Annotated in this window: 13 protein-coding genes; 8 read left to right on the plus strand and 5 right to left on the minus strand. The window is 71.8% G+C overall.

What is annotated here, in order from left to right; translation table 11 throughout:
• The first annotated feature begins 170 nt into the window (after positions 1 to 170).
• The 4 genes from LGI35_RS25120 to LGI35_RS25135 all read left to right on the plus strand — a co-directional run bounded on the left by LGI35_RS25120 (position 171) and on the right by LGI35_RS25135 (position 3,903).
• The gene (locus LGI35_RS25120) at positions 171 to 950 is read left to right on the plus strand and encodes an ABC transporter permease (RefSeq protein ID WP_227296603.1); all 780 of its coding nucleotides are present in this window, start codon (positions 171 to 173) and stop codon (positions 948 to 950) included.
• Positions 947 to 1,627: an ABC transporter permease gene (locus LGI35_RS25125; RefSeq protein ID WP_227296604.1), complete on the plus strand. Its 681-nt coding sequence runs from the start codon at positions 947 to 949 to the stop codon at positions 1,625 to 1,627. The genes LGI35_RS25120 and LGI35_RS25125 overlap by 4 nt, the downstream gene beginning before the upstream one ends.
• 119 nt (positions 1,628 to 1,746) lie before the next feature.
• Positions 1,747 to 2,724, plus strand: a complete 978-nt coding sequence (locus LGI35_RS25130) for an ABC transporter substrate-binding protein (protein ID WP_116511502.1) — start codon at positions 1,747 to 1,749, stop codon at positions 2,722 to 2,724.
• A 129-nt stretch (positions 2,725 to 2,853) separates the two neighbouring features.
• Positions 2,854 to 3,903 carry a hypothetical protein gene (locus LGI35_RS25135; RefSeq protein WP_227296605.1) on the plus strand — a complete coding sequence of 350 codons (1,050 nt, stop codon included), beginning with the start codon at positions 2,854 to 2,856 and terminating at the stop codon, positions 3,901 to 3,903.
• Positions 3,904 to 4,041: 138 nt separating this feature from the next.
• On the opposite strand, the gene LGI35_RS25140 is transcribed toward LGI35_RS25135, so the two are convergent.
• Positions 4,042 to 5,388 carry a PH domain-containing protein gene (locus tag LGI35_RS25140; protein WP_227296606.1) on the minus strand — a complete coding sequence of 449 codons (1,347 nt, stop codon included), beginning with the start codon at positions 5,386 to 5,388 and terminating at the stop codon, positions 4,042 to 4,044.
• Complete coding sequence (locus LGI35_RS25145; protein WP_227296607.1) at positions 5,385 to 5,897, minus strand: PH domain-containing protein; 513 nt, start codon at positions 5,895 to 5,897, stop codon at positions 5,385 to 5,387. Before LGI35_RS25145 ends, LGI35_RS25140 begins: the two co-directional genes overlap by 4 nt.
• Positions 5,898 to 5,928: 31 nt before the next feature.
• Here LGI35_RS25145 and LGI35_RS25150 point away from each other — a divergent pair, with 31 nt between their 5' ends.
• Positions 5,929 to 7,080: an NADH-quinone oxidoreductase subunit D gene (locus LGI35_RS25150; protein WP_227296608.1), complete on the plus strand. Its 1,152-nt coding sequence runs from the start codon at positions 5,929 to 5,931 to the stop codon at positions 7,078 to 7,080.
• Here LGI35_RS25150 and LGI35_RS25155 read toward each other — a convergent pair.
• Positions 7,045 to 8,070 (minus strand): SAM-dependent methyltransferase, encoded by a 1,026-nt coding sequence (locus LGI35_RS25155; protein ID WP_227296609.1) that lies wholly within the window; start codon positions 8,068 to 8,070, stop codon positions 7,045 to 7,047. The two genes, LGI35_RS25150 and LGI35_RS25155, sit on opposite strands and share 36 nt — an antisense overlap.
• A gap of 179 nt (positions 8,071 to 8,249) precedes the next feature.
• Here LGI35_RS25155 and LGI35_RS25160 point away from each other — a divergent pair, with 179 nt between their 5' ends.
• Positions 8,250 to 9,452 (plus strand): sensor histidine kinase, encoded by a 1,203-nt coding sequence (locus LGI35_RS25160; RefSeq protein WP_227296610.1) that lies wholly within the window; start codon positions 8,250 to 8,252, stop codon positions 9,450 to 9,452.
• Positions 9,453 to 9,506: 54 nt separating this feature from the next.
• Positions 9,507 to 10,181, plus strand: coding sequence for a response regulator (locus LGI35_RS25165; protein WP_227296611.1), 675 nt, complete (start codon positions 9,507 to 9,509; stop codon positions 10,179 to 10,181).
• Positions 10,182 to 10,194: 13 nt separating this feature from the next.
• Here the strand turns inward: LGI35_RS25165 and LGI35_RS25170 are convergent, their stop codons facing one another.
• Positions 10,195 to 11,301 (minus strand): DUF5937 family protein, encoded by a 1,107-nt coding sequence (locus LGI35_RS25170; RefSeq protein WP_227296612.1) that lies wholly within the window; start codon positions 11,299 to 11,301, stop codon positions 10,195 to 10,197.
• 232 nt (positions 11,302 to 11,533) lie between these two features.
• On the opposite strand from LGI35_RS25170, the gene LGI35_RS25175 reads away from it, so the two are divergent.
• On the plus strand, positions 11,534 to 11,752 hold the full coding sequence (locus LGI35_RS25175; protein WP_227296613.1) for a hypothetical protein: 219 nt from the start codon (positions 11,534 to 11,536) through the stop codon (positions 11,750 to 11,752).
• A gap of 39 nt (positions 11,753 to 11,791) precedes the next feature.
• Here LGI35_RS25175 and LGI35_RS25180 read toward each other — a convergent pair whose 3' ends face one another.
• A complete protein-coding gene (locus tag LGI35_RS25180) occupies positions 11,792 to 12,982 on the minus strand; it encodes a threonine aldolase family protein (RefSeq protein WP_227296614.1) in 1,191 nt (396 codons plus the stop codon).
• Positions 12,983 to 12,996 lie beyond the last annotated feature (14 nt).

Here is a 12,996-nt window from a genome sequence, read left to right on the forward strand (position 1 = left end):
CCGGGCAGTCGCCGCCTGCGGGCGGCCGCTGTGTGAAGGCCATGTTGCGTCGTGACGAGGGGTCTCGGCGATTGTCAGTGGTGGGGGCTAGGGTCGTCCGCAGTCGGAATCAGGCGCTCGCGCGAACGGTTTCAAGACATATGTACGGGGATTCGGGGGAGGTGGGGCGGGTGAGCAGTCCCAATTGCATGGTGACCAATGAGTGGGTGTGCGGGGAATACCTGCGCACCCGCAGGCCGGAGCTGGTCGACGCGGTCGTCCAGCACGTCGGCATCACGGCCGCTTCCGTCGTGATCGGCGTGCTGATCGCTTTCCCGTTGGCCCTTCTGGCCCGGCACCGGCGCGCCTTCGCGGGCCCGGTGCTCGGCCTGACGACGGTGCTCTACACGATCCCGTCGCTGGCCATGTTCTCGCTGCTGCTCCCGCTGTTCGGGCTCTCCGCCTCGCTCGTGATCACCGGACTCGTCCTCTACACCCTGACGATCCTGGTGCGGAACTTCCTGGCGGGCCTCCAGGCCGTGCCGGACGAGGCGAGAGAAGCGGCCCGCGGCATGGGGTACGGGCCGGTCCGGCTGTTGTGGGAGGTCGAACTGCCGCTGGCGCTGCCCGCGATGCTCGCGGGCGTGCGCATCGCCACGGTCTCCACGGTCGCGCTGACGACGGTCGGCGCGATCGTCGACTACGGCGGCCTGGGCACGCTGATCATGGACGGGCTCGACAGCGACTTCAAGGCCCAGGTGCTCACGGCGTCCGTGCTGTGCGTGCTCCTCGCCGTGGGCGCCGATCTGCTGCTGCTCGGCCTCCAGCGGTGGCTGACCCCCTGGACCCGCGTCGCGTCCGGGACGTCCCGGATACGCAGACGCACGGACCGCTCCGGCAGTCCGGACCGCCCGGGTGGCGGCTCCGGCGACACGGGGCGACGTGAGGCGAAGGCGGCGCAGGCGGCATGAGCGCGATATCGGGGGCCTACGACTGGCTGACGACAGGGACCAACTGGCAGGGCGACAAGGGGGTGTGGCACCGCCTGGCCGAGCATCTGTACTTCAGCGGCGTCACCCTCGCCGTGTCCTGCCTGATCGCCCTGCCGCTCGCGCTGTGGCTCGGGCACATCGGCAAGGGCGGCGGCCTCGCGGTCAACATCTCGAACGCGGGCCGCGCGGTGCCCACGCTCGCGGTGCTCGTCCTGCTCACGCTGACGCCGCTGGGCCGGCACGGGGACCTGCCGACGTTCATCGCGCTCGTGCTGTTCGCGGTGCCACCGCTGCTGACCAACGCCTACATCGGGATGCGCGAGGTCGACCGGGCCGTCGTGGAGGCGGCGCGGGGGATGGGGATGAGCGGGGGACAGGTGTTCCGGCGGGTCGAACTCCCGCTGGCGTACCCGATGGTCATGACCGGGATCCGGCTGGCGGCGGTGCAGGTGATCGCCACGGCGACGCTCGCCGCGATGGCCGGCAAGGGCGGGCTCGGGCGGATCATCACGGCCGGGTTCAACCTCCAGGACACCCCGCAGGTGGTCGCCGGCGCGGTCCTGGTCGCGTTGCTCGCGCTCCTCGTGGAGGGCGTCCTGGCGGGTGCGGGGCGGGTTCTGAATCCGATGAAGGGCCGCTCCGGCGCGGCGCGCTGAAACCCGGCCGGGCGGCGCGGCGGGCCGAACCCCCGGCGGGCGCCGCTGCGGGCGGGACGCCAACTTGATATCTCGTCAAGGCTTTTCGATCATTCCGGCTTTCGATTGGGTGGACAACGATGAACAGCAGAACGCGACGGATCGCCGTGGCGGCGGTCGCCGTCGGCGCGCTCACCACCGGACTCACCGCGTGCGGCGGGGACAGCCTGGAGGGCGGCAAGAGCGACAAGGCCGGCTCCGACTCGGCGGGGAGCGGCAAGAAGGGCACGGTCGTCGTCGGCGCCGCCGGGTTCACCGAATCGAAGGTGATGGCGGAGCTCTACAAGCAGGTTCTGGCCGACGCCGGATACTCCGCCTCGGTCAAGACCGTCGAGAACCGCGAGATCTACGAGCCCCAGCTCGCCAAGGGCGCCATCGACGTCGTTCCCGAATACGCGGCGACGCTCGCGGAATTCCTCAATCTCAAGAAGAACGGCGCGGACGCCAAGCCCGTCGCCTCAAGTGATCTTGACGCGACGGTCACCGCGCTGCGCGGACTCGCCGGGCCCGAGGGACTGACCGTGCTCGACGCCGGAGAGGCCGTCGACCAGAACGCCTTCGCGGTCAGCGCGGATTACGCGAAGCAGCACCATCTGAAGACCCTTTCGGACCTGGGTAAGTCCGGCCAGAAGGTCAAGATCGCGGCCGGTGACGAATGCGAGAAGCGGCCCTTCTGTGCCCCGGGTCTCGAGAAGACGTACGGCATCAAGGTCAGCGGGATCGACCCCAAGGGCGTCGGCACCACGCAGGCCAAGCAGGCCGTCAAGAACGGTGAGGACCAGCTGGTCCTGACGACCACCACGGACGCCACGCTGAAGAACTTCGGTCTGGTGCTCCTGGAGGACGACAAGAAGCTCCAGAACGCGGACAACATCGTTCCGGTCGTGAACACCAAGGACGCGGGCGACAAGGAGATAGCCGCCGTACTCGGGAAGCTGACCAAGACGCTGACGACCGGCGATCTCGTCGAGCTCAACCGGAAGGTCGACGCGGAGCGCCAGAAGGAGGCCGATGTGGCCAAGGAGTATCTCCAGTCGAAGGGCCTCCTGAAGAACTGAACGGTCCGCGCAGGAGCTGATCGGCAAAGGCGCCGAGTTCAGGGGTGAATGGGAGTGGCGGGACAGAAGACCACGGGATTTTGGCTGCCGGGGCACCACGATTCGCCTACGCGCGGTAAGTTTCTGGCCATGCCACGTGGACGTCACCGCCATTCCCCACCCCTGCACAGGCTGCTTCCCCCCTCGGCGATCGCAGGCGTCCCGCTCGTCTGCGCGGCCGGCGCCTGGCTGACCGCGGAGCCGTTCGTGCTGCGCGGACTGGTCGGTGCCGCCGCCTGCGCCGCCGTGGTGGGCGCGGTCGTCATGCGCCGCTGGGACCGGCTGGCGGGCAAGCGCGTCGCCGAGCTGAACCGGTCGCGGGCGAGCGACGAATGGCGCCACGACGAGCGGGTCGCCGAACTCGAGACGGACCTCGAGGAGTCGCGTGAGCTGCGCTTCAAGATGGAGGCGAAGCTGCGCGGCAAGCGCACCGAGCTCGCGGCCCTGCGCAACGAGCACGCGGCCCTGCTGCGGCGCTACGCGACCGCGGAGACGGAGCGGGCCAGCGCCCTGGAGGGCCGCAGGCAGCTCGCGATAGAGGCCTCGGCCCCGGCGCGTGCGCTGCCCGCGGCCGCCACCCCGGCACCCGGCGCCGAGCTCGTCCCGGCGCAGCGCGCCACGTCCACCGGCGCGCCGGTGACCTCTCCGGTGCTCTATCTGCGGGCGAACGCCGCGCTCGACCGTATGGCGCGCGCCGCGAACCCCCCGCGGGGCGAAGGCCCGAAGGCCGAGGCTCCCCAGGGCGGTGAGCCGCAGGGGAAGCCCGAGGCGGCCCGCGCACAGGAGCACGAGCACGTGGCCGCCCTGCCGTCCGGCGTCCCCGGCCACTTCACCGTCCCGGCCGCGGCGGCGGTCGTGCCGCCCGCGGCGGTGCGGCGGCCCCTGGTCGAGGGCGGATTCGACTTCTTCGGTACGAAGGGTGTGGCGCCCGCGGCCCTGGAGGCCGTGCAGAACACCGACCTCGCGGACGTCGTCGGCGAGGAGGCGCTCGCGCTCCACAAGGCGGACGCGGAGGCCGAGTTCAAGCAGGCCGACGCCACGACCTCGGGCGAGGGCGTCAGTCAGGTCATCGACCTGACCGCTCACGACGAGACGGAACAGATCGACGTGGCGGAGCTGCGGTCGGCGATGCGGGCGTAGGTTCCGGCGGCGGGGATGTCAGCACGTTCGGCGGGGATGTCAGCACGTACGGCAGAGACGTCAGCGCGTAGGACGTAAATGGGGCGGGGCCCCGGTGTGACACACACCGGGCCCCGCCCCATCGCCGTGCCGCCGCCCTCACGGGGCCATCCAGCGGTCGGGCCGTGCCACCTTCCGTCCCGTCCGTGAGCGGTCCGCCTGGGCGCGCAGGAGTTCCGCCGCCTCCCCGGCGTCCCGCAGCCGGGCCGTCACCGTCTTGTCGGCGCCCGTGTCCACATGGACGTCGGCCACGCCCCGGAATCGCTCCCAGGGCCCCTGAGTGAGCCGCACACTCTGCACCTTCGCGTGCGGCACCAGCGCGAGCCGCCGCCGCAGCAGACCGTGCCGGGACGCGAACACCGCGTCGGTCGTCGCGAGCCCGTAGCCCCGCCACCACACCGGCACGCACCACGCCGCGCGCTTCGGCGGCCGGGTCAGCGCCTCCGCGCCGGGCACCGTCACCCCCGGAAGCACTCGCTCCACCACGCCCTCCGCGACCTCGCGCGGCGCGACCGGCACGAGGACGGAGTTCGACGAGCCGGCCACGGCCAGTTCCACGCGCACCCAGCCGCGTCGCCGCCACAGCAGCGGCTCCACGATCCGTACGGTCTGCACCCGACCCGGCGGCACCGTCTCGTGGTCGCGGTCGAGGAGGCCGTGGTCGATGCGCAGGCCGTCCGGCGACTCGCCCACCGTCCAGTCGTACTCCTTGACGAAGCGGCCCACGCTGTTCGTGCCGGCGCCGCCCGCGAGCGGGATCGCCACGGCGAGCACCGTCCACAGGTTGTGGGTGGCGAACCACAGCAGTGTCGGCACGACGACCGCGGCGAGCAGCATCGCCCAGGGCCCGCCGGTGAGCAGGAGGGAGACGGCGAGCATGCGGGGCGGCACGTGCAGGATCTGCTCGGCCGGTGCCTCGCCGACGTCGCGCACGGTCTCGGGCGCGAACCCGGCCGCGCGGGCGAGCAGTTCGGCGCGCAGCTCGCGGGCCTCGCGCTCGCCGAGATAAGCGAGTTCGTCCTTCTTGTCCGCGCCTATGACATCCAGTTTGACCTTGGCGACGCCCACGAAGCGGGCGAGCAGCGGCTGGGTGACGTCCACGGCCTGGATCCGGTCGAGCCGGATGTGGGCGGTGCGGCGGAACAACAGGCCCGTACGGATGCGCAGTTCGGCGTCGGTGACGGAGAAGTGCGTGAACCACCAGGTCAGGAACCCGTAGAGGGCGGCGGCCGGGATCAGTACGGCGATGCCGATGAGGAGGGTGGTCGCGGTGAGCTGGGCGAGCCTGCGCTGCGCCTCGTTCAGGTCGTGGACCGCCCAGCCGAGGACGATCGCGACGGGCGCCCAGGCCCGGCGCAGCGGCGTGACGGGGTGCAGGCGCCGCTCGCGCGCCTCGGCGGTCAGATCCTGGTCCCGTACGTCCTCGTGGACGTCCGGGGCGGTCACAGCCCCGCCGATCGGGCCTCGCCGAGTTCGGTGAGCCGGTCGCGCAGGCGCTCGGCCTCGGCGGGCGTCAGGCCGGGGATCGTGGCGTCGGTCGCCGCGGCCGCCGTGTGCAGCTGGAGACTCGCGAGCCCGAACCTCCGCTCCAGCGGCCCGGACGTGACCTCGACGAGCTGCATGCGCCCGTACGGCACGATCGTTTCCTCACGCCACAGGACGCCCCGGCTGATCAGCAGGTCGTCGGCGCGCTCGGCGTAGCGCCACGAGCGCCAGTTGCGCCCGAGCATCGGCCATCCCCACAGCAGCCCGGCGAGCGGCAGCAGCGCGAACGCCGCCCACACGCCGCCGGCGAACACCCCGAGCAGCACCCCAAGCGCCACCGTCAGCGGCACCAGCCACAGCGCGAGCAGCAGCCTGCGCACCTTCAGCAGCCCCCTGGGGAGCCCGGTCCACACCGGCTCCGCCCCGGCTCCCGCCCTCGGAGCGGCCGTCCCCTCAGTCCCCGTTTCCATGCACCCACCCTACGTACGAGACACTGTTCCCATGACGCCCACGACGGAGACGACGGTCGGCATCGGCGGCGCCGCCGAGACCACCGACATGGTGCTCAACATCGGCCCGCAGCACCCGTCCACGCACGGGGTGCTGCGCCTGCGCCTCGTGCTCGACGGCGAGCGCATCCAGCAGGCCGAGCCGGTCATCGGCTACATGCACCGCGGCGCGGAGAAGCTCTTCGAGGCCCGCGACTACCGGCAGATCGTGATGCTGGCCAACCGCCACGACTGGCTCTCCGCCTTCTCGAGCGAACTCGGGGTCGTCCTCGCCGTCGAGCGAATGCTCGGCATGGAGGTCCCTGAGCGCGCGGTGTGGCTGCGCACCCTGCTCGCGGAGCTGAACAGGGTCCTCAACCACCTGATGTTCCTTGGTTCGTACCCGCTCGAACTGGGCGGAATCACCCCGGTGTTCTATGCCTTCCGGGAGCGCGAGGAACTCCAGAACGTCATGGAGGAGATGTCCGGCGGCCGCATGCACTACATGTTCAACCGCGTCGGCGGCCTCAAGGAGGACGTGCCGGCCGGCTGGACCACCCGCGCGCGTGAGGCGGTCGCCTCGGTGCGCTCGCGCATGGACGTGTACGACGACCTGGTCCTCGGCAACGAGATCTTCCGGGGCCGCACGCGCAACGTGGGCGTGCTGTCCCCGGAGGCGGTGCACTCCTACGGAGTGAGCGGTCCGATCGCCCGCGCCTCCGGCGTCGACTTCGACCTGCGCCGCGACGAGCCGTATCTCGCGTACGGGGAGCTCCAGGACACCCTGAAGGTCGTCACGCGGCGCGAGGGTGACTGCCTGGCCCGCTTCGAGGTGCTCCTGGAGCAGACCCACAACGCCCTGGACCTCGCCGACGCCTGCCTGGACCGGCTCGCCGAGCTGCCGCCCGGCCCCGTCAACCAGCGCCTGCCGAAGGTCCTCAAGGCGCCCGAGGGCCATACGTACGCGTGGACCGAGAACCCGCTCGGGATCAACGGCTACTACCTGGTCAGCAAGGGCGAGAAGACGCCGTACCGGCTCAAGCTGCGGTCCGCCTCGTACAACAACATCCAGGCGCTCGCCGAGCTGCTGCCCGGCACGCTCGTCTCCGACATGGTGGCGATCCTCGGGTCACTGTTCTTCGTCGTCGGCGACATCGACAAGTAGCAGGTCCCGCGCCCGTACGCCCACGGGCTGCACCAGCCAGCCGAAGTCGCCGAGCCCGCCCGCCGCGGTCAGCTCGGCGGCCTCGCCCGCCCCGGACAGGGCCCGTACGTAGGCCGCCGGATCGCTGGAGGCGAGCGACAGCGGCGGACGGCCGCCGCTCACCCCGAGGGCGTGCAGGGCCGCGCGCTGCGTGAGGGGCAGGGTGCCCGGGAGCGCGCACGCGTCGAGCGCCACATGGGCCGTGATGTCGCACGAGCCGTCCGGCACGGGCGGCGTCTCACGGCCCTCACGGAAGCCCGTCAGCGTCCCGAAGGGCGGCCGGGCATCGCGGGAGTGCGCGTAGTCGACGGCGACCGCCGCACCGCGCTCCAGCGTCCCCGTGGCCGCGGCCCAGGCGGTGTCCCTGGGAAGGCCGATCTCCGCGCGGAGCCCCGGTTCGCCGGCGAGCGGCCACCACCGGTCCAGCCACTCCGCTTCCGGCCCGTCCACCACGGGCTCCCCGAGCGCCTCGGTCCCGTCCTGCTGTACGAGGACGTGGCGCGGCACTCCCGAGGCGTCGGCCTCGACGACGTCCAGGGGGACGTTGTCGAGCCACTCGTTCGCGAAGAGGAGTCCGGTGACCCCCTTCGGGGGGTGTGCGCACCACTCGATGCGGTGGTCGAGGCCGGCGGGACGCTCCGCCCGTTCCACCGCGTACGCGCGCGTGCGGGCCGCCACCTCGGCGGGCAGCGCCCCCAGGACGCCGGTCACCAGCTCGCCGCGGCCCGCGCCCATGTCGACGAAGGCGAGTTCCGGCGGGCCCCCGAGCGCCTCGTCCACCCGGCACAGAAGCCGCGCGACGGCCCCGGCGAACAGCGGAGACGCATGCACCGACGTGCGGAAATGCCCCGCGGGCCCCTCGGGCCTGCGATAGAAGCCGCACGGCCCGTACAGCGCCTCCTCCGTCGCCTCGCGCCACCCACGCCCCGCACCCCACCGCTCGTTCGTCACGGGCAAAGGCTAGGACCTCTCGTTCGGATCGACCCCGCTCCCTGATCCAGCCCGATCCGGACGAGAGGTCCTAGGCGTCGAGAAGGGCTCGGCCTCCACCTTGGGGAGTACGCCGGCGGTACTCGGATCGATCCTCCGGTTGACCTCTGCACACTGCACGCTTCTTTACGCTGGGTTACGTGCAGCGCCTCTACGACTTCTTCCGCCGACACCCGACGTGGGTCGACAGCTTCTGGGCCGTCGTCCTCCTCGGGGTCTCCGGCATGAGTCTCATAGCGGGGCAGGAGAACATGCAGGGCAACGCCCGTCTCCTGGGCGTCCCGGTCGTCCTGGCGCTGAGCCTGGCCGTCGCCCTGCGCAGGCGCGTTCCCGAGCGGATGCTGATCCTCATCGCCGTCGTGGGCGTCTTCCAGCTCGTCGCGGACGTCCGCGTGCAGCCGGCCGACTTCGCCATGCTGGTGATCATCTACACCGTGGCGGCGGACAGCCCGCGGTGGGCGTCCAGATTCGCCCTCGTCGGCGGCCTGTGCGCGGCGCCTCTCTCGCAGCTGCGCTGGCCGATGCACGAGACGAGCAGCGCGGGCAACGTGCTGATCACGATCTTCCAGATGGTGCCGTTCGCCCTGGCCTGGGTGCTCGGTGACTCCGTCCGCACGCGCCGCGCCTACCTGGCGCAGCTGGAGGAGCGCGCCGCGCGTCTGGAGAAGGAGCGCGAGGCCCAGTCGAAGGTCGCCGTCGCCGCAGAGCGGGCCCGGATCGCGCGCGAGCTGCACGACGTCGTCGCCCACAACGTGTCGGTGATGGTGGTGCAGGCGGACGGCGCCGCGTACGTCATGGACACGGCTCCCGAGCAGGCGAGGAAGGCCCTGGAGACGATCTCCGGGACCGGCCGGCAGGCGCTCGCCGAGATGCGGCGCCTGCTCGGAGTGCTGCGCACCGGTGAGCACCAGGAGAGCGGTGAGTACGTGCCGCAGCCCGACGTGGAGCAGCTCGACGAGCTGATCGAGCAGGTGCGTACCGCGGGCCTGCCGGTCGACTTCAAGGTCGAGGGCACCCCGCGCCCGCTGCCCAGCGGCGTCGAGCTGACCGCGTACCGCATCGTGCAGGAGGCGCTCACCAACACCCGTAAGCACGGCGGCGCGAACGCGGGCGCGAGCGTCCGGCTCGTCTACTTCGACGACGGCCTCGGCCTGCTCGTCGAGGACGACGGCAAGGGCGCCCCGCACGAGCTGTACGAGGACGGGGGCGCCGACGGCCGGGGGCACGGACTCATCGGCATGCGGGAGCGCGTCGGTATGGTCGGCGGGACGCTCGACGCGGGACCGCGCCCCGGCGGCGGATTCCGGATCAGCGCGCTGCTGCCGCTCAAGCCCGCCCACTGACGCCGTACACGCACTGAACCCGACCCCGTACACGTACCGAAAGGGACCCCCTTCATGGCGATCCGCGTGATGCTCGTCGACGACCAGGTGCTGCTGCGCACCGGCTTCCGGATGGTGCTCGACGCCCAGCCGGACATGGAGGTCGTCGCCGAGGCGGGCGACGGGGTCGAGGCTCTGGAGGTGCTGCGCGGCACGGCGGTCGACGTGGTCCTGATGGACGTCCGCATGCCGAAGCTGGACGGCGTGGAGACGACCCGGCGGATCTGCATGGACGAGAACCCGCCGAAGGTGCTCATCCTGACGACGTTCGACCTCGACGAGTACGCCTTCTCGGGGCTGAAGGCCGGGGCGTCGGGGTTCATGCTCAAGGACGTGCCGCCCGGCGAGCTGCTCGGCGCGATCAGGGCCGTGCACAGCGGCGACGCGGTGGTCGCGCCGTCGACGACGCGGCGGCTGCTCGACCGCTTCGCGCCGATGCTGCCCAGCTCCGGGAAGGAGCCGCAGCTCGCCGAGCTCGGCCGGCTCACCGAGCGCGAGCGCGAGGTCATGATCCTCGTCGCGCAGGGCCTGTCGAACGGCGAGATCGCCGCCCGGCTCGTCCTGTCGGAGGCGACGGTGAAGACGCACGTGGGCCGCATCCTCACCAAGTTGAACCTGCGCGACCGCGTCCAGGTCGTCGTCCTCGCCTACGAGACAGGGCTCGTACGGGCCGGCGGAGGAGCTGCCTGACCTTCGTGAGAGGTCAGCGCAGTACGCCCTCGATGAAGTCGCTGCCCAGGCGGGCGACGGCCGTCAGATCCAGCTGGTGCTGGACGTAGCGGCCCCGGCGGCGCGTGGTGATCAGGCCCGCCTTCTTGAGCACGGTCAGGTGCCGGGATATCTCCGGTGCCGTCATCCCGTGCGCGTCGGAGAGCTCACTCGTCGTGTACGCGCCGCGTGCGAGGTGGCGGCACAGGCGCATGCGTACGGGGTGCGCGAGGGCCGTCATCCGGAGCGTGAGCTGCTCGACGGTCGCCGGTGTGGTGAGGCCGGGTGAGCCGACGGGATACGTGATCGCCGGCTGCCAGCCGAAGCGGTGCAGCACCATGAGGTGCGGCCAGCCGAGGGTGGTCGGCACGAGGACGAGCCCGCCGTCCTCGGTGGTCGTGCGACCCACGGTGATCTTGTCGACGGTGATCAGCTTCGCCGTCTCGTCGAGCGTGACGACCGACGACACCGCCGTCAGCGCCTCGGCCAGGCCCTTGCGCCTCAGGAGCTCGGTCTTGTGCCGGGCGTCGGCCGCCAGTTGGTGGTGGACGCGGGCCCAGATGTCCGCGAAGAAGGCCTCCTCGCAGTCCTCCACGAGCCGGCGGAACCAGGCGCGCACGGCGGGTGGGTCGTCCAGGAGCCGCTGGGTGAACTGGACCTGGGGCAGTCCGCGTGTGGCCGCGAGGTCCAGGGCGCGACGGTGCATGTCCGGGTCGTCCAGCGGGTTGTCCTCGCGCAGCGCGTAGCTGTTCTGGCAGGTGAACTCGAGCGCAGCGTCCACGAACTGACGGTCAGTCAGTTTGTCGAGCAGGTCGAGCTCCTCGGCGAGGGTGGCGCCGGGCAGGGTGGCCCGGCCCGGGATCCCGGCGAACGGCGCGAACACGTCCGAGAACGTCGTCCGCCACAGGAAGTCCGCCTCGCAGAGCCGGTCCGCGAGGCACGGGTCGAGGCGCGCGGACACCGCAGTCGTCCAGCCCTGGAGCCCCGGGTGGTGCGCGGGCTCGGCCAGCGCGTGCAGCGCCATGCCCAGCTCGGCCAGGGGCGAGGGCACGACACTGATCCGCTCCGGGGCCAGCCCGCTGATGTCGATGCTCACGCTCATGACTCCATGGTGCACGCGGGGTCGGACAACCGAGTTCTCGATTGACGGCTCCCGTCAATCCGCGTGACCGGGCGTGGCCGACGGGCGGAGTCTCCTTGATGTCGGACCGAAGCGGCAAAGAGCGATGAATGCCGAACAGTGTCAATAAAGCCCTGTAAAGCAAATAAAGCTCTCTGAATAGCCGTATTCCTGGTCATGACGTGACAATGAGAAGACCAGTGAGGGGTACGTCATGAGCATCAATCAGCAGCACGCACTGGATGTCTACCGCGCCTCCCTGCACGGGGAGCCCGCCCCGCCGGCGCCGGGCGTCCACGACTGGAGCACCATCCGCGAGTTGCGCGACTACCGCCGTTTCCGCGCGGTCATCGCCGGCCGCCCGGCGCACGGCCGGATCCTCGCGGCCCTGTCCCGCCTGATCCACCCGCACCGCGGCGCGGCGGGCTGCTGACCTGCCGGCCCCTGACGCACGCCGGTCGGGCTGCGCCGGTCAGACGTCCTGGGCGGCGGCCTCCGGGGGGATCCGTGCCACGAAGTCCGCGACGGCCGCGCGGACGTCGTCGGCGGTCCATTCGAGCCCGCGCGCGGAGACCGTGACCTCGGTGACCGAGAGCCCCGGAGGACCCTGCTCCCACCAGCGCCGGAACAGCGCCGTCCGGGTCTGCTCGGCCTGCAGCACCGACGCCTCGTCGAGCCGTTCGGAGGCGTACGGCAGCCAGACCTGGAACTCGTGCGTGTGCGGCACCTCGGGGTGCACCCGCACCCACGGCACCCCGGCCTCGGTGAAGCCTTCGCGCAGCGCCTCGGCGACCACGCGCGCGTGGGCCACGTACTCGGGCACACGCGGCAGCTCCCGCTCCAGGCCGACCAGGGCCGAGAGCACCGCGGGGAACTGCTGGAAGAGCTGGCCCCCGTAGCGGTGGCGCCAGGTCTTCGCCTCCTCGACGAACGACCGGGGCCCGGCGAGCGCCGCACCGCTGAGGCCGCCGAGGGTCTTGTAGAACGACACGTACACGCTGTCGGCGAGGTCGGCGATCTCGGCCAGGGAGCGCCCGAAGTGGGTGGTGCACTCCCACAGGCGCGCCCCGTCGAAGTGCACGACGGCGTCGCGTTCCCTGGCCGCCTCGGTGACGGCGACCAGCTCGTCCCAGGTGGGCAGTACGTAACCGGCCTCCCGGAGCGGCAGTTCGAGCATCAGCGCGCCGAAGGGCTCGGCGAAGTCGCGCACCTCGTCGGCGTCGGGCAGCCGTGGCTCGGTCGTCGGGTGGACGGTGCGCAGGCCGCTCAGCGCGCCGAAGGCGCCGCGCTCGTGCCGCTCCGGGTGTGCCATCGGGTGCAGGGCGACCGTCGGGTTCCCCGTACGGCCCGCCCAGCAGCGCAGGGCGACCTGCTGCGCCATCGTGCCGGTGGGGAAGTAGGCGGCCGCCTCGGTACCGAGGAGCCCCGCCACGCGCTCCTCCAGGTCGGCGACGATGCCGTCGCCGTACAGATCGCCGCTCCGGTCCGGGTCGGCGACCGACCAGGCGGCCTCCGTGAGGGCCGTCAGACGCTCACCGATGGTGGCGTCGAGGCCGCGCGCGCCCAGGATCCGCTCGGCGCCCCGCACGGCCGCGGCGCGGCGCTCCCGCGCCTTCGTCTCGTCGTCCGCCGCGGGGTTCTCCCGCTCTTCGCTTTCCGTCATCCGCCGATGATGTC

The organism is Streptomyces longhuiensis (genome assembly GCF_020616555.1).
GTDB lineage: Bacteria > Actinomycetota > Actinomycetes > Streptomycetales > Streptomycetaceae > Streptomyces > Streptomyces longhuiensis.

Coding starts and splice junctions, on each gene's coding strand:
- LGI35_RS25125 (WP_227296604.1), top strand. CDS start 947: ATGAGCGCGATATCGGGGGCCTACGACTGGCTGACGACAGGGACCAAC.
- LGI35_RS25165 (WP_227296611.1), top strand. CDS start 9,507: ATGGCGATCCGCGTGATGCTCGTCGACGACCAGGTGCTGCTGCGCACC.
- LGI35_RS25170 (WP_227296612.1), bottom strand. CDS start 11,301: ATGAGCGTGAGCATCGACATCAGCGGGCTGGCCCCGGAGCGGATCAGT.
- LGI35_RS25175 (WP_227296613.1), top strand. CDS start 11,534: ATGAGCATCAATCAGCAGCACGCACTGGATGTCTACCGCGCCTCCCTG.
- LGI35_RS25135 (WP_227296605.1), top strand. CDS start 2,854: ATGCCACGTGGACGTCACCGCCATTCCCCACCCCTGCACAGGCTGCTT.
- LGI35_RS25130 (WP_116511502.1), top strand. CDS start 1,747: ATGAACAGCAGAACGCGACGGATCGCCGTGGCGGCGGTCGCCGTCGGC.
- LGI35_RS25145 (WP_227296607.1), bottom strand. CDS start 5,897: ATGGAAACGGGGACTGAGGGGACGGCCGCTCCGAGGGCGGGAGCCGGG.
- LGI35_RS25150 (WP_227296608.1), top strand. CDS start 5,929: ATGACGCCCACGACGGAGACGACGGTCGGCATCGGCGGCGCCGCCGAG.
- LGI35_RS25180 (WP_227296614.1), bottom strand. CDS start 12,982: ATGACGGAAAGCGAAGAGCGGGAGAACCCCGCGGCGGACGACGAGACG.